22 protein-coding genes and 1 pseudogene are annotated in these 20,575 nt (G+C 61.1%); 11 read left to right on the top strand and 12 right to left on the bottom strand.

The window, feature by feature from the left end; all coding sequences use genetic code 11:
* Positions 1 to 434, bottom strand: a pseudogene (locus BBJ66_RS11220) (IS5 family transposase); the annotation flags it as partial.
* Between the two features lie 124 nt (positions 435 to 558).
* On the bottom strand, positions 559 to 1,353 hold the full coding sequence (locus BBJ66_RS11215; RefSeq protein ID WP_071086985.1) for a metallophosphoesterase: 795 nt from the start codon (positions 1,351 to 1,353) through the stop codon (positions 559 to 561).
* Positions 1,354 to 1,883: 530 nt separating this feature from the next.
* Between BBJ66_RS11215 and BBJ66_RS11210 the strand changes: the two genes are divergently transcribed.
* Positions 1,884 to 2,135 carry a KTSC domain-containing protein gene (locus BBJ66_RS11210; protein WP_049733739.1) on the top strand — a complete coding sequence of 84 codons (252 nt, stop codon included), beginning with the start codon at positions 1,884 to 1,886 and terminating at the stop codon, positions 2,133 to 2,135.
* A gap of 81 nt (positions 2,136 to 2,216) precedes the next feature.
* Here the strand turns inward: BBJ66_RS11210 and BBJ66_RS11205 are convergent, their stop codons facing one another.
* The 3 genes from BBJ66_RS11205 to ung all read right to left on the bottom strand — a co-directional run bounded on the left by BBJ66_RS11205 (position 2,217) and on the right by ung (position 4,604).
* Entirely contained in the window at positions 2,217 to 2,822 is a 606-nt protein-coding gene (locus BBJ66_RS11205) for an alpha/beta hydrolase (protein WP_071086983.1), read from the bottom strand.
* 11 nt (positions 2,823 to 2,833) lie between these two features.
* On the bottom strand, positions 2,834 to 3,766 hold the full coding sequence (locus tag BBJ66_RS11200; RefSeq protein ID WP_049733737.1) for a VOC family protein: 933 nt from the start codon (positions 3,764 to 3,766) through the stop codon (positions 2,834 to 2,836).
* 130 nt (positions 3,767 to 3,896) lie between these two features.
* On the bottom strand, positions 3,897 to 4,604 hold the full coding sequence (gene ung / locus BBJ66_RS11195; RefSeq protein ID WP_071086982.1) for a uracil-DNA glycosylase: 708 nt from the start codon (positions 4,602 to 4,604) through the stop codon (positions 3,897 to 3,899).
* A 235-nt stretch (positions 4,605 to 4,839) separates the two neighbouring features.
* Here ung and BBJ66_RS11190 point away from each other — a divergent pair, with 235 nt between their 5' ends.
* From BBJ66_RS11190 to BBJ66_RS11180, 3 genes are all read left to right on the top strand, one after another.
* Positions 4,840 to 6,264, top strand: coding sequence for a phosphomannomutase (locus tag BBJ66_RS11190; protein ID WP_071086980.1), 1,425 nt, complete (start codon positions 4,840 to 4,842; stop codon positions 6,262 to 6,264).
* Between the two features lie 38 nt (positions 6,265 to 6,302).
* Entirely contained in the window at positions 6,303 to 7,730 is a 1,428-nt protein-coding gene (locus tag BBJ66_RS11185) for a mannose-1-phosphate guanylyltransferase/mannose-6-phosphate isomerase (RefSeq protein ID WP_049733734.1), read from the top strand.
* A 129-nt stretch (positions 7,731 to 7,859) separates the two neighbouring features.
* Positions 7,860 to 8,165 carry a hypothetical protein gene (locus BBJ66_RS11180; RefSeq protein ID WP_071086979.1) on the top strand — a complete coding sequence of 102 codons (306 nt, stop codon included), beginning with the start codon at positions 7,860 to 7,862 and terminating at the stop codon, positions 8,163 to 8,165.
* A 14-nt stretch (positions 8,166 to 8,179) separates the two neighbouring features.
* Here the strand turns inward: BBJ66_RS11180 and BBJ66_RS11175 are convergent, their stop codons facing one another.
* The gene (locus BBJ66_RS11175; protein ID WP_071086977.1) at positions 8,180 to 9,136 is read right to left on the bottom strand and encodes an endonuclease/exonuclease/phosphatase family protein; all 957 of its coding nucleotides are present in this window, start codon (positions 9,134 to 9,136) and stop codon (positions 8,180 to 8,182) included.
* A 281-nt stretch (positions 9,137 to 9,417) separates the two neighbouring features.
* Here BBJ66_RS11175 and BBJ66_RS11170 point away from each other — a divergent pair, with 281 nt between their 5' ends.
* Positions 9,418 to 10,434, top strand: coding sequence for an NAD-dependent epimerase (locus BBJ66_RS11170; protein WP_049733731.1), 1,017 nt, complete (start codon positions 9,418 to 9,420; stop codon positions 10,432 to 10,434).
* A 45-nt stretch (positions 10,435 to 10,479) separates the two neighbouring features.
* Here BBJ66_RS11170 and BBJ66_RS11165 read toward each other — a convergent pair whose 3' ends face one another.
* Together BBJ66_RS11165 and BBJ66_RS11160 are read right to left on the bottom strand one after the other, a co-directional pair.
* Positions 10,480 to 10,794 carry a hypothetical protein gene (locus tag BBJ66_RS11165; protein ID WP_071086975.1) on the bottom strand — a complete coding sequence of 105 codons (315 nt, stop codon included), beginning with the start codon at positions 10,792 to 10,794 and terminating at the stop codon, positions 10,480 to 10,482.
* Positions 10,795 to 11,042: 248 nt separating this feature from the next.
* A complete protein-coding gene (locus tag BBJ66_RS11160) occupies positions 11,043 to 11,312 on the bottom strand; it encodes a hypothetical protein (protein ID WP_071086973.1) in 270 nt (89 codons plus the stop codon).
* Between the two features lie 71 nt (positions 11,313 to 11,383).
* Between BBJ66_RS11160 and BBJ66_RS11155 the strand changes: the two genes are divergently transcribed.
* The 6 genes from BBJ66_RS11155 to BBJ66_RS11130 all read left to right on the top strand — a co-directional run bounded on the left by BBJ66_RS11155 (position 11,384) and on the right by BBJ66_RS11130 (position 17,600).
* Entirely contained in the window at positions 11,384 to 12,088 is a 705-nt protein-coding gene (locus tag BBJ66_RS11155; protein ID WP_071086971.1) for a CerR family C-terminal domain-containing protein, read from the top strand.
* The gene (gene hlyD, locus BBJ66_RS11150) at positions 12,085 to 13,092 is read left to right on the top strand and encodes a secretion protein HlyD (RefSeq protein ID WP_049733727.1); all 1,008 of its coding nucleotides are present in this window, start codon (positions 12,085 to 12,087) and stop codon (positions 13,090 to 13,092) included. Before BBJ66_RS11155 ends, hlyD begins: the two co-directional genes overlap by 4 nt.
* Positions 13,089 to 14,837: an ATP-binding cassette domain-containing protein gene (locus BBJ66_RS11145; protein WP_071086970.1), complete on the top strand. Its 1,749-nt coding sequence runs from the start codon at positions 13,089 to 13,091 to the stop codon at positions 14,835 to 14,837. Before hlyD ends, BBJ66_RS11145 begins: the two co-directional genes overlap by 4 nt.
* A complete protein-coding gene (locus BBJ66_RS11140; RefSeq protein ID WP_071086969.1) occupies positions 14,834 to 15,961 on the top strand; it encodes an ABC transporter permease in 1,128 nt (375 codons plus the stop codon). Before BBJ66_RS11145 ends, BBJ66_RS11140 begins: the two co-directional genes overlap by 4 nt.
* Position 15,962: 1 nt before the next feature.
* Positions 15,963 to 17,072, top strand: coding sequence for an ABC transporter permease (locus BBJ66_RS11135; protein ID WP_071086964.1), 1,110 nt, complete (start codon positions 15,963 to 15,965; stop codon positions 17,070 to 17,072).
* 132 nt (positions 17,073 to 17,204) lie between these two features.
* The gene (locus tag BBJ66_RS11130) at positions 17,205 to 17,600 is read left to right on the top strand and encodes a DUF1236 domain-containing protein (RefSeq protein ID WP_003542187.1); all 396 of its coding nucleotides are present in this window, start codon (positions 17,205 to 17,207) and stop codon (positions 17,598 to 17,600) included.
* Between the two features lie 108 nt (positions 17,601 to 17,708).
* Here BBJ66_RS11130 and BBJ66_RS11125 read toward each other — a convergent pair whose 3' ends face one another.
* The 4 genes from BBJ66_RS11125 to BBJ66_RS11110 form a co-directional block, all read right to left on the bottom strand.
* The gene (locus BBJ66_RS11125; protein ID WP_071086962.1) at positions 17,709 to 18,146 is read right to left on the bottom strand and encodes an EamA family transporter; all 438 of its coding nucleotides are present in this window, start codon (positions 18,144 to 18,146) and stop codon (positions 17,709 to 17,711) included.
* A gap of 39 nt (positions 18,147 to 18,185) precedes the next feature.
* Entirely contained in the window at positions 18,186 to 19,229 is a 1,044-nt protein-coding gene (locus tag BBJ66_RS11120) for a Gfo/Idh/MocA family protein (protein ID WP_049733722.1), read from the bottom strand.
* A gap of 9 nt (positions 19,230 to 19,238) precedes the next feature.
* Positions 19,239 to 20,024 carry a ThuA domain-containing protein gene (locus BBJ66_RS11115; RefSeq protein ID WP_071086960.1) on the bottom strand — a complete coding sequence of 262 codons (786 nt, stop codon included), beginning with the start codon at positions 20,022 to 20,024 and terminating at the stop codon, positions 19,239 to 19,241.
* 192 nt (positions 20,025 to 20,216) lie between these two features.
* Positions 20,217 to 20,558, bottom strand: a complete 342-nt coding sequence (locus BBJ66_RS11110) for a DMT family transporter (RefSeq protein WP_049731616.1) — start codon at positions 20,556 to 20,558, stop codon at positions 20,217 to 20,219.
* Positions 20,559 to 20,575 lie beyond the last annotated feature (17 nt).

Below are 20,575 nucleotides of genomic sequence, written 5' to 3'. Positions count from 1 at the left end.
CAGAATGAAACGAACGGGACATCCAAGGCCACGCACGGCCATATGGATTTTGGTGCTCAAGCCGCCGCGGGAACGGCCAAGGGCCTGATCTTCAGCCCCTTTTTTGCGCCGGAGGCGTGCTGGTGGGCGCGAATAATAGTGCTGTCGACGATCAGATATTCGAAGTCGGCATCCTCCGACATCGCCTCAAAGACACGCCACCAGACACCCTTTTGGCTCCAGCGGCTGAAGCGGCGAAACACGCTGTTCCAATCACCGAACACCTCCGGCAGRTCGCGCCAGGGYGAACCCGTCCGCACGATCCACAAGACCGCTTCCACAAACATGCGATTGTCACGTCCAGACGAACCGCGCGTACGATCGTCGCCAATGATATGACGAGACATCCGCTCCCACTGGTCATCTCGAAGAATGAGACGATCTAAAACACCCATGACTGCCTCCAAAAGACAGTCTTGAATCTGATTTGCTCACCTTTGGGAATCCCAAGAGTCCACGACTCCTAACGCACCGCGCCGAAAAGCCTGAATGGTTTCGGGCGGCATCGCGCCTTGAGATTTAATTGAGGAGCCCGACCCGCGTTCCTTTTATCGTCAGAACGGTGAGCCGGCCCGTCGCCGAAACCGCGGTGTCGATGCCGATCCGTTGCGGGCCGAATGTCGGGGTTCGCGCCGGGGTATGCCCGTGGATCACGAGGACAGGAAGCTGCGGCCCTTCATCCAGGAAGGGTTGGCGGATCCACATCAGGTCGCTGTCCTTCTGCTTCTTGAGGTCGATGCCCGGTTTGATGCCGGCATGGACAAAGACCACCCTCCCCATCCGCAGCATGATCGGCAGCGATTCCAGGAATTGGATATGCCGCTCGGGGATCATGTTGCGAATGACGCGGGCAATCATTTCGCTTCCAGCCGCAGACTGCAGCAGATGCTCGATATCGATACCGTATGAGTGCAACGTCTCCGTCCCGGCAAAACCGAGCCATTCAAGAATGTGCGCCGGTTTGCGGTAGAGCTTCACCAGTTCCGCGTCGTGATTGCCGCAGAGAGCGAAACGCTGAAATCCCGCCGGCGGGCTCTTGCTCAGGAACTCCAGCACCGCGCTCGAATCGGGCCCGCGGTCGACATAATCGCCGAGCATGACGATAAGTTTCGGCCCCGGAATGCGCGCGGCATCCTCCTCGATGCGGCGATGCGCCTCGACGAGTTCATTGTAACATCCGTGTACATCGCTCATTGCATAGACCGCAGCGAAGTCGCCTTCGGCAAACGTCAGCCGGTCGCGTCCTTTTCGGTTACCGGCCAGTATCGGAATCTGTTGTCGCCACGGCCCGAGATAGTTAAACATGTAACCCATTTATGAGATCCGACAGCCCGTGAGGCAGTCGGACAAGCTCCATTTCCGCCCATCCCTACATGGGCATGAGCCGCAGTGTTCAAAAAGAAGTTGGCCTGATCACGGCCTCATCGAAATTGTAACCGGCCTCCGGCTCACACTGCAGCTTGGCATCGAATCACCTGATCCTCGCCGCGTCACGTGCATGGAATTTTTCATGCAACGTTCCCGCGACGGTGAAATTACGTTTGCGAGAAACGGCGATTTGTATTCGGTCATTCGGAAGCGCATCACGGTTAATATTGCGCTGTACTCTGGTAGATGAGGGTTAATTCGGCGTTAAACCGTATTATTCGTTCGCTCAGCGGCTGTGTCAGTCGCCAGTTCTGCGAGCTGGAGAATTTGCGGCCATCAGGTTTCCACAGGCGGCACCTCCCGAAAAGCTGCATAAATCAACTATAGCGAGAGCCAAGAGAAAAAAATGAACGCTTAAGCTTATCGTGCTTGACGCTACTGCAGCGGCGCATGATGATGGCGTATTGCGAGCGTGAATGACATTCCTCACCGGAAATCTCAGATCCAAAACTGCGGGGTGCAAAGTGGAAACTGCGGTTGATTCGAAACTTATCGAGGCGATCACCTACGACGAAGACAGCCGGCATCTACGGGTCTATCTGACAAACGGTCAAAGGCGGGAATATGAAGGTGTCCCCAAGGGCGTCGTCGTCGGCTTGACGATGGCGGAATCCCCGGGGAATTTTTATATGACGGCAATCAGGGGCAAATATCCTCCCCGCCCCTAACGATCCATCATTCCAGCCGAAATGCGGGACCGGCATTCACCGGCTCCGCAAATCGGCGCCACCGACCGGCGGCACATTCCATCAATAGCCACTGAAGAAGTCGCGAACTGCATCGATCTCGAGCGGCGCAATCTCATGGCCGCCGGGATGCCAGACCGTCCTGACATCGGCGCCGCGATCCTTCAGATGCTCCGACAGCGCCTCGGTCACCGGGACGGGAGCGATCGGATCCCGCTGCCCAGCCGTCACCAGCACCTTTCTCCCCGCCAGAGTGGCCTGGGCTTCAGGCTGAAACGGAATGAGCGGGTGCATCAGAACAGCGGCATCGAAGATGCCCTTCTCGATCAGCACATTGGCAAGAATGTTTGCACCATTCGAAAAACCCAGGCCGAGAATTTGGGAAGCCTTGTGCTTGTCGGCCAATGCCTTGACATAGGCGGCCATCTTCTCCGTCGCCCGTGAGAGGTCGGCCATGTCGTAGATCCCCTCCCCGGTGCGCCGGAAGAACCGCGCCGCGCCATGTTCGGAAACGTCGCCGCGTGGCGACAGAACCGTCGCTTCGGGCAGCAGGCGCCGGCCGAAATCGAAGAACTGGTTCTCGTCGCCGCCGGTGCCGTGCAGCACCAGCAGGATGGGTTTATCGGGTGCACCGGCATACAGCCGGTGCACGTATCCAGCTTCGGTCATATCGCCTCTCCCTACGCGTCCAGCGGCTGCAGGTGCTGCTCGAGCAGTGCGCGAAGATGGGCGTGCTGCTGCGGCAGCTTCAGGGCTTCACCGAGATGGGCTGTATCCTCGTCGCGGTTGAAGCCCGGCTCATTGGTCGCGACCTCGAACAGCACGCCGCCCGGCGTGCGGAAGTAGATCGCCCAGAAGTAGTCGCGGTCGATCACCGGCGTCACCTGATAGCCGGTGTCCATCAGCGCCTTGCGCACTTCGAGCTGCTTCTCGCGGTTTTCGACGGCGAAGGCGACGTGGTGGACGGAGCCGGCGCCGGGAAGCGCGCGGGCAATGTTCGGCATGGTCTCGAGATCGATGAGATGCGCGCCGTTGCCGTCAGGCTTGATCAGCCGCTTGACGCCGTCCCGTTCTTCGGCGACCTCGTAACCCATGAACTTCAGGAGTTCGCCGGTAGCGCCTTCATCCCGCAGGCGCATAGCGACGGAATGGAAGCCGCGAATGGCGTGGTCCTCGCTGATGCCGCCATGCGTCCAGGCTTGGCGGGCATCGTCCTTAACCTCGACGAGCGCAAAGCCGTCACCGTCGGGGCCGGAAAAATTCAGGCGCTTCTCGCCGAAACTTTCCTCGGCCTTCAGCCCGCCGATATTCAACCCGCTGAACCGATCGCCCCAGAAGCCGAGCGAGCCTTGCGGAACGGAAAACACCGTCGTGCCGACCTCCCCGGTGCCGGGACGGCCCTGCGCCATCTTCGGGAACGGGAAATAGGTCATGACAGTGCCGGGCACACCGGTCTCGTCACCATAATAGAGGTGATAGACATCAGGCGCGTCGAAGTTCACCGTCTTCTTGACGCGGCGCAGGCCAAGCGCATGGGTGAAGAACTGATTGTTGGTTCGGGCGTCCTCCGCCATCGACGTGACGTGGTGCAGACCCTTGATCTGATCGAGCATGTGAAACCCCTTTCTTGCCCGCAGTTCGCAGGCTTTCGATGAGGCTAAGATGCGCGCTGAAACTCCATGGGAACAGACCCCCAGATCAAAACGCATTGTCTTCCTTTAGTGAACGAAGGCCAGATGACGTTCACACTTTGACCTCTTCGGGAACCGCCGGCAATTGCCAGTCGATCGGAGTTCGCCCGCGCGACTGCAGGAAATCATTCGCCTTCGAAAAATGCCCGCAGCCGAAAAATCCGTTATGGGCCGAAAGCGGCGAGGGATGCGGCGCCCTGAGCACGAGATGCCGTGTCGTATCGACAAAGGCCGCCTTGCGTTGGGCATAAGAGCCCCAGAGCATGAAGACGACGGATTCGCACTCGTCGTTGACTTTGCGGATGACGGCGTCGGTGAAGCGCTCCCACCCCTTGCCCTGATGCGCAGCCGCCTGCCCTTCCTCGACAGTCAGCACACTGTTCAGCAGCAGCACGCCTTGTCTTGCCCAATGTTCGAGAAAACCGTGACGCGCCGGCGCTATGCCGAGATCCGTCTGCATCTCCTTGTAGATATTGACGAGGGAGGGCGGAATGCGCACGCCCGGCCGGACGCTGAAGCACAGCCCATGGGCCTGCCCCAGCCCGTGATAGGGGTCCTGGCCGAGTATGACGACCTTGACGCTGGTGATCGGCGTCAGGTCGAGGGCGCGGAAATATTCGCTGCCCCGAGGGAAAATCCGCTTACCGATCTGCTTCTGCGCGACTAGAAAGGATTTAAGCTGCTGCATATAGGGGCTTGAGAACTCCGCCGCCAAGGCGGCTTTCCAGCTCTCGTCGAGACTGATTGATGTATCGCTCATCGAGCAAACCCTTCGCATATGAAGAAACAACGGACACACGGTTCTAACAAAATCGATCTACGCTGCAATGCCTGCCGCCTCGGCAATGGGTTTACGCCTTTGGGATGGGCGGGAGAGGATTGCGAGCGGCTTCCGGGACACCGTCGTCCGTGTTTAACTATATGACGGCTTCGGTATTTACGCCGGCAGGCGGCCTGAGTAGAACCTTGATGATAAACCGGGGACATGTCTTCAAATGAAATTCGGCACGAGTGGCCTTCGCGGACTTTCAGTGGATCTCAAGGGACGCGCCTCTGCGCTTTATGCGACCGCGTTCGGCAAATATCTGCTGCGGACCGGCAAGGCACAGGTCGGCGACGCCATTCTAATCGGCCGCGATTTTCGCGATTCGAGCCCCGATATCTCGGGAAATTGCGCCAGCGCGCTCGCCGCGCTCGGCTTCCGGGTATTGGACTGCGGCAATGTCCCGACACCCGCCCTTGCCCTTTATGGCCTTAAGAGCAACGCTGCGTGCCTGATGGTGACGGGCTCGCATATTCCGGCAGACCGCAACGGCATCAAGTTCTATCGCCCGGACGGCGAGATCGACAAATCGGACGAGGCTGAGATCACCGCGTGGGCGGCCGAGATCGAACGAACAGGCGAGCCGGTTGCAGAGGCGCCGGCCCAGACCGAAGATCATCAGGCGATCTGCCGGCAGTTCTTTTTCCAGCGCAATGCCGCCCTGCTGCCGCAGGGGGCGCTATCCGGCCTGAAGATCGGCGTCTACCAGCACAGCACCGTCGCCCGCGACCTGCTGGCTGAGGTTCTCGCCCATTATGGCGCCGAGATCATCGCTCTCGGCCGTTCGGAGAGTTTCATTCCCGTCGACACAGAAGCCGTTTCCGACGAGACGGTCGCGCTGATGAAGCGCTGGGTGTCCGAGCATAAGTTCGACGCGATCGTCTCGACCGATGGCGACGGCGACCGCCCGCTGGTCGCAGACGAAACCGGCACGCCGCTGCGCGGCGACCTTCTCGGCCTTGTCGCAGCCAATTTTCTCGGCGCCGGCACGGTGGTCACACCGGTTACCTCCAATTCCGGCATCGAGGCCGCAGGCTCTTTCGCCGTCAGGCGCACCCGCGTCGGCTCGCCCTTCGTTATCGCAGCCATGGAAGAGGCCGTGGCGGCCGGCAAAGATCATGTCATGGGCTTTGAGGCCAATGGCGGGCTGCTGACGGCAACCCCTTTCGATATCAACGGCGAATCCGTGCGCGCCTTGCCGACGCGCGATTGTTTTCTCCCGATGCTTGCGATCCTGTCGCTCGCCGCCGTTCGCAGGCAGCCGCTTTCGGCCGTTGCCGCCTCCTATCATCTGCCCTTTGCCGCTGCCGATCGCCTGGAGAATTTTCCGGTGGAGACGAGTGCGGCGCTGATGGAGCATCTGCGCGCCTCCAATGAAAACCTTGCCGCTTTCCTGCAGCCGGTCGGCGAGGTGGCGGCGAAATCCGATATCGACGGACTTCGCGTAACGCTGAAAGACGGCAGGATCATTCATTTCCGCCCGTCCGGCAATGCGCCGGAAATGCGCTGCTACGTCGAAGCCGGAAGCGAAACCGCGGCCCTGGATCTGCTGAAGACAGGGCTCACCCGAATAACGGACTGGGCAGACGCCCGCTAAACATGCCACGAACAAGCTTTTTTTCAAGGAACCCGCCTATGACGCAGAAAATCGTTCCCGTGATCATGGCCGGCGGCAAAGGCACGCGGCTCTGGCCGCTTTCCCGTGCCACCGCCCCGAAACAGTTCATCCAGTTCGTCGGCAACAAGACGCTGTTTCAGGATACACTCGAACGCGTTTCCAACCCGGAGCTCTATGAAGCGCCGATCGTCGTCACCAATGAGGAATTTCGCTTCCTGGTCGCCGAGCAGGCCCGCGCGCTGGCTGTCCCGCTCGCCGCCGTGCTACTCGAGCCGGTCGCCCGCAACACCGCCGCAGCGGTGGCCGCCGCCGCCACCCTTGCTTCCGAGCTTTTCGGCAAGGACACCATCATCCAGATGCTCGCCTCGGATCACGAGATCCTCGCCGACACGAGCTATTTCGATTGCATCCGCATCGCCCGGAATGCCGCAGCCGATGGCAAGCTCGTCACTTTCGGTATCACGCCCACCGAGCCGGCAACCGGTTACGGCTATATCGAAATCGGCGATGCGCTCGAAAACGGCGCCCACAAGGTCAGCCGTTTTGTGGAAAAACCGGCATTGGAAAAGGCCGAGAAAATGCTCGCCGACGGCGGCTTCTACTGGAACTCCGGCATCTTCATGTTCCCGGTGGCGGAGCTCATCGCCGAACTGCAGGAATATGCGCCCGATGTGCTGAAGGCGGCGAGCAAGGCCGTTTCCAAGGCAAGCCGCGACCTCGACTTTACCCGCCTCGACGCCGATCATTTCGCCAAGAGCCCCGATATCTCCATCGACTACGCGATCATGGAAAAGACCTCCAAGGCCGCCGTCGTCCCCTCGCCGTTCAAATGGTCGGATATGGGAAGCTGGGATGCCGTCTGGAAATCAGGCAGCCGCGACGACAACGGCAATGTCGCCGCCGCAAACACGACCGTCGTCAATACCCGCAACTCGCTGGTCATGACCCATGGCGTGCATCTTGCCGTCCAGGGCATGGAGGATGTCGCCGTCATCGCCAGTGAGGACGCCGTCTATGTCGGACCGCTCAAAGACAGCCAGAATGTCGGGCAATTGGTCAAGATGCTGGCCTCTTCTTCGGCGACGGCGAAATTCACCGAAACCCACCCCACCTCCTATCGGCCCTGGGGCGGCTATACCTCGATCTTCAACGGCGATCGTTTCCAGGTGAAGCGCATCTTCGTGACCCCGGGTAAGAAGCTTTCGCTGCAGAAACACCACCATCGCTCCGAACACTGGGTCGTCGTCAAGGGAACGGCCGAGGTGACGGTCGGCGAGACCGTGCGAATGCTGCGCGAGAACGAAAGCGTCTATATTCCGCTCGGCGAAGTCCATCGTCTCGCCAATCCCGGCAAGATCGTCCTCGAGCTCATCGAGGTGCAGACGGGCTCCTATCTCGGCGAGGACGACATCATCCGCATCGTCGATGAGTTCGGAAGAACGTAACGTCGCCGCCGGACTGGCCGGCCCCGAACAATGGGCCGCCTTTTCCGGCGCGACCGCCATCGCTGTTGAACTCGCTATCGGAATTCTCGTAGAATGGATGTACCGAAAGACATGACCGGAGATCCCTTGATGCGTATCTTGCCCGCCCTCGCCGGATTTCTTGCGATCATGGAACCGGGAATGGCGTTTGCCGAAACCGGAAAGATGCGAACCGCAAGCGAGGCAGAAATCCGCGAGCATCTGCCGGGCACGTCGGAACTGAAAGAAAGCAGCAACGGTTACGAATATCGCCAGGGCAACAGGAATGGCTACAAGATAACCAATGGCCAGGTGTGCGTCCGGTTTCCCAACAAGTCGACCGACTGCGTCAGCGTGAAGACCGACGGCGAGAAATTTCAGATGATCGACAAGAAAGGCGGCAGGACGAAATTTTGACTTTGCCCGGCAGCTTACTTTGCCGGTGCAGTTTCACCGTCCCTGTCGAGAACGAATTCGGCGATCAGACCGGAATGGTTCGAGCCAAGATTGTCATCGAGACGCCTCAGCGATGTCAGATGAAGCGGCGCGCGCGCAAATATATGGTCGATGGCGATCCCCAATGAGCCGGCAGCGATCGGCCATGTCGCCGGTTCGGGCGCGATCGTCTTCAGTCCCTGCTTACGCAGGAAAGCCTGGATGCTCGGGGCGATCGACGAAGAGTTGAAATCACCTGACAGCACCAGAGGGCCGTCGATCGAACCAAGCGCTTTGGCGAGATCTTCCAGTTCAGCCATCTGGAAATCGTCGAAGTACGGTTTGGTCAGATGCGCCGAAACCAGATTGATGGTTTCGCCGCCGAAGTCGACGCTCGATATAACCAGCCTGTTTTTTCGCAGACTGCCCATGCTTGCGACCTGCCGGTTGACGAACGGGCGTTTGGACAGCACCAGCGTATCGCAGGTATCCTTCCCGGTGTCGCAACCGATATGATAGGGATAGGCCTTGAACAATTGCTGCAGATGGAAGGTCAGCGGCTTGGCTTCAAGCAAATTGACGACATCGGCATTCGACGCGATCACCATGTCGGTGATGGCAGTCGAGTTTTTCCAGTTGTCGATCGCCATGTTGAACGACATCAGGCGAAAAAGCGCCGGTCTGTCCGTGCCTCTGTCGTCCTCGGAAAACTCCCGCAGCATAACGACGCCGTGAGCGACGAGAACAAGCGAGACAAACAGAAGAACGAAGCCGTAGATCTGTCGCCTGACAGCCAGAATGATCAGGCTGGCAGCAACAAAGAGGACGCCGAAGTGAACCTGGAAGCTGTAGAGAAAGGACAAAAGCCAGAAGTTCGTGACATAGCGCAAGGACACGATCGCGATGGCGACGGTCAGAAACGCGCAGAGAATCCAATAAATTATCTCTCTCATCGATCCTGACCTGCTTGCAGACGACCCGTCGGCCATAACATGCAGGCCGATATGTTGCAACGCAGCATAATAGCCGATGGCCGCGGCTGGCTTTCGGACGATATCGACGGCCCGCCCTCATCCGGCCGGGCAAGGCGCAAATATGCCGGCGACCGCCGCCATGGCGGCGGCCGCCTTCTCTTTCAAAGATCTATCGACTCGGCCTCTTCTTATCTTGTAAGGGGGGTCACGCGATACGGAATCGGCTTTTGCCGTGGGCAGCGAGCCGAAAGAAGGTTGGAATGCGCTACTTCATTACCGGGACTGCCGGCTTTATCGGTTTTCATCTGGCCAGGCGCTTGCTGCAGGAAGGGCACGAGGTCACCGGCTTCGACGGCCTCACTCCCTATTACAACGTCAAGCTCAAGGAGATGCGCCATGCGGCACTCTCCCAATTCCCAGCCTTCAAACCGGTCATCGCTATGCTCGAGGATCGCGAAGCGCTGGAGACAGCTGTGGTCGCGGCCAAGCCCGACATCCTGATCCACCTCGCCGCCCAGGCCGGTGTGCGTTACAGCCTGGAAAATCCCGAGGCCTACCTTCGATCGAACGTCGAAGGCTCGTGGAACATCATGGAAATCGCGCGGCGCGTCGAAATCCGTCACCTGATGCTGGCCTCGACGTCCTCGATCTACGGCGCCAATGCGACCGTTCCCTTTCACGAGACCGATCGCGCCGACGAGCCGCTGACCATCTATGCCGCGACGAAGAAATCGATGGAACTGATGGCGCATAGTTATGCCCATCTGCACAAGATCCCGACCACGGCCTTTCGCTTCTTCACCGTTTATGGCCCGTGGGGCCGGCCCGACATGGCGCTGTTCAAATTCACCAAGAACATGCTCGAAGACCAGCCGATCGAAATCTACGGCGAAGGCAATATGAGCCGTGACTTCACCTATATCGACGATCTCGTTGAGGGGATTGTCAGGCTGTCGGCAATCGCCCCTGGCGAGGACAACCGTCTGGGCAATGCGGCCATCGAAACGCTTTCGCGCCAGGCGCCCTTTCGGGTCGTCAATATTGGCGGCGGCCAGCCGGTCAGCCTGATGGATTTCGTCGAAACGGTGGAAAAGGCGCTCGGCCGTCCTGCCATCCGCAAGATGCTGGCGATGCAGAAGGGTGACGTGCCGCGCACCTTCGCGGCGCCCGATCTGCTCGTAGCGCTGACGGGTTACAAGCCGGACACGAGTTTGGATGTCGGCGTCAAAGCCTTCGTCGACTGGTATCTCGATGTCCGCGGCGAACTCGGCGCCTAGCTTACCTCGAGTGCCGACCCAAATTGCCTCCTGTGACCAGGAATATCAGCGCAGAAACGTCACCGCTTCAACCGCGTCGACCGCCTTCCAAAACACATAGTCGACGACAACGGTCAGTTTCGGCGAATAGGCCTTGAGCTGATAACCCTCGCCCTTGATTTGAGCAGGGCTGCGCAGGACGAAAGGAACGCCGGGGCGCACGAAACCGGCGCGTGTCGTCAACGGAATCTCGGGCGAATGGCCGATGGCGGAGGTATACATCAGGTCGCGGCCAAGGCTGGCGGGACCGATGGCGAGCGCCGGCCCGGCAGCGCCGGTGATGGTCAGAGTGAGAGCGATGGCGGCTAGAATTTTGTGCATGTCGAAGTCCCCGTTTGCGGATCGGCGGGCTTTGCTTCGCCCGTCTCCAAACGATCGACGCGTCTGTCCACGCTTCGATCGCTTTCATGAGACCACTCTACACATCAGTATTTGCAGGGCTTTTAAGCCGATCGGTCAAATTTTAAGGAATTCGGCTTTCTCTCCCGCTCGTCGCGGGACACACGGGAAACGCTTCCCCGGCTCCGAACTCGCCGAGGCGAGATCGGCGCGATGCTGACGACCGCAATCTAAAGAACGCGATCCAGCTTCTTGTTGATATGCAGGTTCGGCATCAATCCCGCACTTTGCGCGGCATGATAGGATTCACGCGCCGCATCGAACGAGATCGACCACATGATGGCGCTCAACAGCAGCGCGATAGTATAAATTTGGATACGCATCACATCGGCAATACGGAAAGAGCAAGGCCGTTTTGTGTCGAAAAATGAGCGCAAAAATAGAAAAAATCGGCGGATTTTTTTGGCCGGCGCGATTGCCCGCCTGGTGAAAAGCTCCACAGTTCGGGCCGCTTCTCGGCAAAATATATCAATCGATTGACTTATTTTGCGATCAGCGTTATAAAACTCTCATGAACCAGGAAAGCGACACTCAAACCCCGCCAGCATCCGCCCGGGCCGAGGCCGCGCGGCAGAAGATGTTGGCCGCCGCCCTCGACGTCTTCGGACGCTACGGCTTTGACGGCGCCTCGACACGTCAGCTGACCGAAGCCGCCGGCGTCAACCTGCAGGCGATCCCCTATTATTTCGGCAGCAAGGAAGGCCTTTACATCGCCACCGCCGAATATCTGATGGCCCGCATCGATACGCATGTCGGCGACATGCGGGCGCGTATCGGCACGCATCTCATGGCGCTCGACGCTGCCGGCGAAACACTCGGCGAAAGCGAAGCCCGTCTCTTCCTCACGGAAATTCTCCAGACCATAGTGACGCTTTTCGTCGGCAAGGAATCCGAATCCTGGGCGCGCTTCCTGATCCGCGAGCAGATGGAGCCGACCGAAGCCTTCGCAAGGGTTTATCAGGGCATCATGCGGCCGATGATCGAGATGGGCCGGCGGCTGATCGGCGCCATCTTGCGTGAAGATTCCGCCTCCGAACATGTGCGCCTGCGCACCTTCAACCTTATCGGCAGCATCCTCGTCTTTCGCGTCACCCACGCGGCCGTGCTTGCCCAGATGGAATGGGAGGCCGTCGGCCCGGAACAGGTGGAAATCTTACGCGGCCTTGCCGCCGAACTGGTCGATGTGCTCGGCCCGTCGAAGGGAGGTGCAGCATGAAACGCATCCTTCCCATCGCTCTCCTTCTCGTCGTCGCGGGCGCCGCCTGGTGGTACGGCCTGCCCGAAAAGCTCGGCTGGCTGCCCGAGGCCCGCCGCGAATTCGCCCTCTACGGCAATGTCGATATCCGCCAGGTCTCGCTCGGTTTCCGCGTCAGCGGCCGCCTCTCCGAACTCCGCGTCGACGAAGGCGACGTGATCAAAAGCGGAATGGTGCTGGCGAAGCTCGACGCCGCACCCTATGAATTCGCCGTTCGCTCCGGCGAGGCTAACGCCGCCGCCCTTCGGGCAACCCTCGACAAGCTGAAGGCAGGCCCTCGCCCGACTGAGATCGCCCAGGCGCGCGCCGCTTATGACGAAAGCCTCGCCGATCTCGGAAATGCCAACCTCGCCTATGACCGCGCCCGCCAGCTGCGCCCGCAAGGCACGATTTCCGAAGCGACGCTCGACCAGGCGACCGCCGCAAAGGCGATGGCCGCCGCCCGCTCGCAGTCCGCCAACGAGGCGCTGAAGCTGCTGCAGGAAGGTTCCCGCGTCGAGGATATCGCCGCAGCCGACGCCCAGCTGAAGGCGGCTGAGGCGACGCTCGCCTCGGCCCGCACCTCGCTCGCCGACACGGAGCTGCGCGCTCCGAACGACGGTATCATCCTCTCGCGGGTGCGGGAGAACGGCGCGATCGTCTCGCCGGCCGATACCGTCTTCGTGCTGTCGCTGACCGAACCCGTCTGGGTGCGCAGCTATGTTGCCGAACCCGATCTCGGCCGCATCCATCCCGGCATGAAGGTTTCCGTCACCTCCGATACGGCGCCCGACAAACCCTATGACGGCACGATCGGCTTCATCTCGCCGGTCGCCGAATTCACCCCGAAATCGGTGGAGACGCCGGAGCTCCGGACCGATCTCGTCTATCGCCTGAGGATCGTCATCGACAAGCCCGGCCCGGATCTGCGCCAGGGCATGCCGGTCACCGTGCGTCTTCCGGCGCCCGCGGCAGACGGACGATGACCGCCGCCCCTCAGAAAGATTGGGACGACAAGCCGCTCGTCCGGATCGACGGCGTCACCAAACGCTTCGGCGAGGCGCCGCCGGCCCTAGACGCCGTCTCCGGCGTCATCGGCGGCGGTGCGATCACCGGGCTCGTCGGCCCCGATGGCGCCGGCAAGACGACGCTGATCCGGCTGATGACCGGCCTGATGCTGCCCGACACGGGGACAGTAGAGGTTCTCGGCTTCGACACCAGGAAGAACGCCGCCGGCATCCAGGCGGCGATCGGCTACATGCCGCAGCGCTTCGGTCTCTATGAGGACCTCTCGGTGCAGGAAAACCTCGATCTCTACGCCGATCTGCGCGGCCTGCCGAAAAGCGAACGCGCCAGCGCCTTCGACGAACTGCTGACCTTCACCGACCTCAAACGCTTCACCGGCCGGCTCGCCGGGAAACTCTCCGGCGGCATGAAGCAGAAGCTCGGCCTTGCCTGCGCGCTTCTCAAAAAACCACGCCTGCTGCTGCTCGACGAGCCCGGCGTCGGCGTCGATCCGATCTCGCGCCGCGACCTCTGGAAAATGGTAGAGAACCTGACGAAGGAAGGCATCGGCGTGCTCTGGTCGACCGCCTATCTCGACGAGGCGGAAGCCTGCGACCACGTGCTGCTGCTGAACCAGGGAAAACTGCTCTTCTCGGGAAAACCCGCTGAGCTGACCGAGCGCGTCAACGACCGGGTCTTCAGGGTGTCCGATGTCAGCGGGCGCCGCCGGCAGGTGCTTGCCGAGCTCCTGCAGGCCGATGGCGTCATCGACGGCGTGATCCAGGGCGACGCGATCCGCCTGGTGACGGCCAAGGACAAAAAACCCGATATCGGCAAGGCCGGCGACGGGGCAACGCTCGCCCCCGCCCCGCCCCGCTTCGAGGATGCCTTTGTCGACATGCTGGGCGGCGGCCCCGGCGGCCGCTCCAGGCTTGCCGAAACGCAAGATCCGCTGAAGGCCGAGGGCGACCGGCCGGTGATCGAGGCCAAGGGCCTGACCAAGCGCTTCGGCGATTTCACTGCCGCCGAGGATATCAGCTTCGATATCCGCCGCGGCGAGATCTTCGGCCTGCTCGGCCCGAACGGTGCCGGCAAGTCCACCACCTTCAAGATGCTCTGCGGCCTGCTGAAGCCGACCGGCGGCGAAGGCCGCGTCGCCGGTTTCGATCTTCGCCGAGATGCCGCTGAAGCCCGCAACCAGCTCGGCTACATGGCGCAGAAATTCTCGCTTTACGGTGATCTCACCGTCATGCAGAACCTCGAATTCTTCGCCGGCGTCTACGGTCTTCGCGGGCAGCGCAAGCGCGAGCGCATCGCGCTGATGGCCGGCATTTTCGATTTCGGCCGCCACGCCCGCGAGCCCGCCAAGGACCTGCCGCTTGGCCTGAAGCAGCGCCTGGCGCTTGCCTGCGCCGTCATGCATGAGCCGCGCGCCCTCTTCCTGGACGAACCGACCTCGGGTGTCGATCCGATCACAAGGCGCGAGTTCTGGACGCATATCAACGCGCTTGTCGAAAAAGGCGTCACCGTGCTCGTCACCACCCATTTCATGGACGAGGCGGAATATTGCGACCGCATCTCGCTGATCTATCGCGGCCGTTCGATCGCGCTTGGCTCGCCCGATGAGTTAAAGGCCCGCGTCGCGACCAACGAGCAGCCGGATCCGACGATGGAGGACGCCTTCATCGCCCTGGTGCAGCAATCGGAAGCGGAGGACGCCGCATGAGCGCCTCTTCCGGCCGGCTGCGGCGTCTTTTTGCTCTCGTGCGCAAGGAAAGTTTTCAGGCGATCCGCGATCCGAGCAGCATCCTCATCGCCTTCGTGCTGCCGCTGATCCTGCTCTTTCTCTTCGGTTACGGCGTCTCACTCGATACCACCCGCACCCGCATCGGCCTCGTGACCGAGGAGCTGACGCCGCTGACACAGGACCTGTCGGCCAGCTTCCAGGCCTCGCGCTATTTCGATGTCGCGATGGGCCGCGACCGGCGCCTGTTCGAGGAAGATCTCGTGCTCGGCAATGTGCGCGGCATCGTCATCATCCCGGCCGATTTCACCACACGCTACACCGCAGACAACCATCCCGCCATTCAGGTGATCGTCGACGGTTCCGACCCGAACACCGCCAATTTCGTCCAGAATTATGCCCAGGGCGCCGTCGCCAACTGGGAGCAGCAGCGCCAGGCCGACGTGGCCTCCCACGCTCCCGCCATCGCGGTCGAGCAGCGCTTCTGGTTCAATCCGGAGCTGACCAGCCGCAATTTTCTCGTGCCCGGCTCGATCACCATCGTCATGACGCTGGTCGGCACGCTGCTGACCTCGCTCGTCGTCGCCCGCGAATGGGAGCGCGGCACTATGGAGGCGATGATGGCGACGCCGGTGACGGCGGTCGAACTGCTCACCGGCAAGATCCTGCCCTATTTCCTGCTCGGCCTCACCTCGATGACGCTCTGCGTGCTGCTGGCGGTCTTTCTTTTCGGCGTGCCGTTCCGCGGCTCGGTCGCCGCCCTTTACGCGCTTTCGGCCGCCTTCCTGATCCCGGCGCTCGGTCAGGGCCTGCTGATCTCGACGGCAACGAAGAACCAGTTCCTCGCCTCGCAGCTGGCGCTAATATCGGCCTTCCTGCCGGCCTTCCTGCTCTCGGGCTTCCTGTTCGAGATCAATTCCATGCCTGCTGTCATCCAGTGGATCACCTTCATCGTGCCGGCGCGGTACCTCATCCCCAGCCTGCAGACAGTCTTCCTCGCCGGCGATATCTGGCCGATGTTCGGAAAGGCAATCGCCGTGATGCTGGCGATCGGCGCCGTCATGTTCGTGCTTGCGGCCCGCAGCACCCGGAAGAGGATCGGCTGAGATGTGGACAAGGCTCTACGCCCTCATCGTCAAGGAACTGCTCGCCGTGCTGCGCGACCCCAAGGGCCGCGCCATCCTGATCGGCCCGCCGATCGTCCAGCTTCTCGTCTTTTCCTATGCCGCGACATTGGAAGTCCGCAATGTCGACGTCATGATCCTCAACCGCGACAGCGGTCACTGGGGCCAGGAGCTGATCGAGCGCATCGACGGGTCGCCGACCTTCCGCAACATCGAATTCGCCGCCGATCAGAGCGAAGTCCGGGTGGCGATCGACAACCAGACCGTGATCGCCGCCGTCGAGATCGGTCCGGATTTTTCGCGCAACATCGAGGCGGGAACACCGGCCGACCTCCAGGTGGTGCTCGACGGCCGCCGCTCCAACGCCTCGCAGATCGTCGCCGGCTACCTCTCGCAGATCGGCGGTGCCCTTGCCGCCGAAACACCGGCGGGCAAACGCGCCGGCGCCGGCATCGTCTCATCCGTGCCGCGCAACTGGTTCAACCCGAACCTCACCTACCAATGGTTCATGGTGCCGAACCTGATCGCCAGCATCGCACTTTTGATCGGCCTGATCGTCACGGCTCTGTCGATCGCCCGCGAGCGCGAGCTCGGCACCTTCGACCAGCTGATGGTCTCACCGCTGCGCCTGCACGAAATCCTGATCGGCAAGCTGATCCCGCCGATGATGATCGGCCTCTTCCACATCACCGTCTATATCCTCGCCGCCGTCTTTCTGTTCGAGGTGCCGCTGCGCGGCTCGCTCTTCCTGCTTTACGGCAGCGCGATCTTCTATCTCGGTTCGGTCGCCGGCCTCGGCCTCTTCATTTCGGCGCTGTCGATGACGCAGCAGCAGGCGATCCTCGGCGCCTTCCTGTTCATGGTCCCGGCCATGCTGCTTTCGGGCTTTGCGACGCCGATCGAGAACATGCCGGGCTGGCTCCAGCCGATAACCTTCATCAACCCGCTGCGTTATTTCCTGGTGATCGTCAAAGGCGTTTTCCTCAAGGATATCCCGGTGAGCGAGGTGGTCCACCAGACGATCCCGCTGGCGTTGATCGCCGCCGTCACACTCAGCGCCGCCGCCTGGCTCTTCCGCCGGCGACTGGAATAATCCAACCGCGGCGGATGGCTTCGCCCCCCTCACAGAATGTGAACCGGCCTTCCAAAGCGTGACTCTCTCCTGCCGGAACCTCGGATTGGCGTGGTCGTTACCCAAACGCAACCCCAGCAAAGGAGAAGCAAAATGTACAAGATTCTACTTGTCTCCAGCGCCCTTGCGCTGTCGTCACTTGCAACCAATGCCCTCGCTGATGGCGCCGTGACTGGCGCAGCCGGCGGCGCGATCACCGGCGCCATCGTCGGTGGCCCCGTGGGTGCCGCCATTGGCGGCGTGGCCGGCGGTGTCGCCGGCGCCGTTGTCGATCCGCCGCCGCGCGAGGTCGTCACCTATGTCCAGCAGCAGCCGGCCCCGACCGCCTCGGTGGTCGTCCAGGAGCCGATCGTCGTCGGCAAGCCGCTTCCGGCCGATGTTGTCGTCACACCGGTGCCCGACAATCCGAAATACGCCTATACGGTCATCAACAATCAACATGTGATCGTCGAACCCCGCACCCATCGCGTGGTGCAGGTCATCGAATAAGAACACTCAGATCGCCGGTGCCGCCTGCTGCGGCTCGGCAACCTCCGGCCCCGCTTCGGCGGGGTCTTTTTTCCCGTGTTTGCGAAGACGTATTATGCTTGTCACCGGTCATGCCCTGTAAGCGACGAGCACGGCGCCTCCCGCAATCAGAACGACGCCGAGCCAGTTCGGAAGCGTCAAGCGCTCGCCGAGAAACAGCACCGCAAAGACGGCCACGAAGACGACGGATAGCTTGTCGATCGGGGCGACACGGGCAGCATCGCCAAGCTTCAGAGCACGGAAATAACAAATCCAGGATGCGCCGGTGGCAAGGCCGGAGAACACCAGGAAGAGCCAGCTCCTGCTCGACACGGAAGACGGCTCCTGCCAGCTGCCCGATATGGAGACCATCATCGCCGCCGCCAGCAGGATGACAATGGTGCGGATGAAGGTCGCGAAGTCGGAGTTGACGTTCTCGACGCCGACCTTGGCGAAAATCGCCGTGAGCGCTGCAAAGCCGGCGGAAAGAAGCGCCCAAAGCGGCCAGCTTGTCAGAAGGCTTTTCATACGGCTTGTCCTTGCCCCGTTACATCATCCCACGGCAGATCAGACCTTCAGTTCGCGCCGCTCGCGCTCGGTCACAATGGCGAGGTCCAGCACCTTCTGCAGGTTGGCGGCGTGGCGGAAGTTAGGGTCTGGCTGGACGCCGCTTGCCACGGCCTCGGCAAAACGCTCGTAATTCGTCGCCACCGGTTCAACCTCGATCTGCGTCCAGGTGGCGGTTTCGACACCCTCGCCAAGGCAGCCATGCAACTCTGAACCGCTGGGGCGATGGATGACCTCGAGGCTGCCCCTCTCGCCATAAATGCGCAGCTTCAACTCGTTGAGATGCCCTGTCGCCCAGCGGCTAGCATGGATGACGCCGAGTGCGCCATTGGCGAAATCGACGGACATGGTGAAGCTGTCATTGGCATCGAGCAGATATTCGCCGATCTGGCCGCCCGGCGCCTTGTTGAAGGTCTTCAGCCGGGCAAAGACATGGTCGATGTCGGTCGCCGCGCCATAGGCAGCAAAATCGAGGATATGGATGCCGACGTCGCCGAGCACGCCGTTCGAGCCATGGCCGGTGGAAAGCCGCCACAGCCAGGTCGATTCCGTTCGCCAATCGCCCCAGGCACGCGACACCAGCCAGCTCTGAAGATAGGAGGCTTCCACATGCCTGATCGTGCCAAGCTCGCCAGCGAGCACCATCTCGCGGGCGCGCTGCAACGGCGCGACATTGCGATAGGTCAGGTTTACCATGTTGATGACGCCGGCCTTTTCGGCCGCCTCCGTCATTTCAAGCGCCTTCGCATAGTTCTCCGCCAGCGGCTTTTCGCAGAACACATGTTTGCCCGCGGCAATCAGCGCCATGGTCGTCGGGTGATGAATGCGGTCGGGCGTGACGTTCGTCGCCGCGTCGAATTCACCCCAGGCGATCGCCTCCTCCAGCGAAAGAAACCGCTTTTCGATGTTGAACTTGTCGGCGAAGGCCGAAAGCCGCTCGGGATCGGTGTCGACGGCGCCGACCACGGTCACGCCGTCGATGAGGGAGAAGCGGGCGAGCTGGTTTTTCGCCATCACGCCCGTGCCAAGAACGAGTAGTCGCATGGATGCTCCTCAGCGGTAACCGGCTTCGCCGGCCTGGTGCAGTTTCGGGCCGCGTTCGACGATCGGCTCCAGGGCCTTTTCTACCGGCACATTTGGGGCGTCGGTAATACTCGTCAACGCTGCTTCAGGGTTATAGGCCCACTTGACGCCGTTGATCAGCACCTTCTGGATGGTGGCGTCGTGATAGGTCGGATAGGTCTCGTGGCCGGGGCGGAAATAGAAGATGTTGCCGGCGCCGCGCCGCCAGGTCAGGCCCGAGCGGAATACTTCGCCGCCCTGGAACCAGGAGATGAACACCGTTTCCAGCGGCTCCGGCACCGAGAACTGCTCACCATACATTTCCTCGTTTTCGAGCTCGAAATGCTCGCCGATGCCGGCGGCGATCGGATGGCGCGGGTTGATCGTCCACAGCCGCTCGCGCTCGCCCGCCTCGCGCCATTTCAGCGCGCAGGGCGTGCCCATCAGCCGCTTGAAGATTTTCGAGAAATGGCCGGAATGCAGCACCAGCAGGCCCATGCCTTCCCAGACACGCCTGGCGACGCGCTCGACGACGATGTCGGAGACCGCGCCATGATCCTTGTGACCCCACCAGGTCAGCACATCGGTTTCGGCAAGGCGTGCCTCGCTCAGCCCATGCTCCGGCTCCTGCAGCGTCGCGGTCGTCGCCGAGATGGCTGGATCGGCGTTCAGCGCATTGGCGATCGTCGTATGCATGCCTTCGGGATAAATGCCGCGGACGATCTCATTGGTGGTCTCGTGGATATTCTCTCCCCAGACGACGGTGCGAATGGCCATGATGTGCTCCTGTAGAAACTGGAAGTATCGATAGGCGGGAAAGCAGAGATTCAAAGCGCTTTGGAAAACGGCGCCGACTGCGCCTCGTCTCCTCCACGTCTCAGCAACACATAGACCTTTGTCAGGAATTTGACAAAGGGGAAAATTCAACCGCGGAAGATCGAAAATCCGGCTGGAAATATCACAGCAATATCAATGAGAAATTGATTTCGAGAAGAGATTGACGACGACAACGCCTGAAATGATCAGCCCGAGCCCGACGATGGCCGGCAGATCGAGACGCTGCTTGAAGAAGACCAGACCGACCGAGGAAATCAGCACGATTCCCAAAGCGCTCCAAATCGCATAGGCGATGCCGACAGGAATGCTTTTCAGCGTCAGCGACAGGCAATAGAAGGCGGCCGCATAACAGGCGACGACGAGCACCGTCGGCCCGATACGGGTGAACTGCTGCGACAGCTGCAGCGCGGTCGTGCCGATGACCTCGAGCACGATGGCGGCAAACAACAGCCCGTAGACGGCAGCCTGGCTCATGGCGAAATTCCTTCGGA

Origin of the sequence: Rhizobium sp. RSm-3 (assembly GCF_001854685.1) — a bacterium.
Lineage (GTDB): Bacteria > Pseudomonadota > Alphaproteobacteria > Rhizobiales > Rhizobiaceae > Rhizobium > Rhizobium ecuadorense.
Note: the sequence above shows the minus strand (reverse complement) of the source record. Positions and strands in the feature narration are given on the sequence as shown.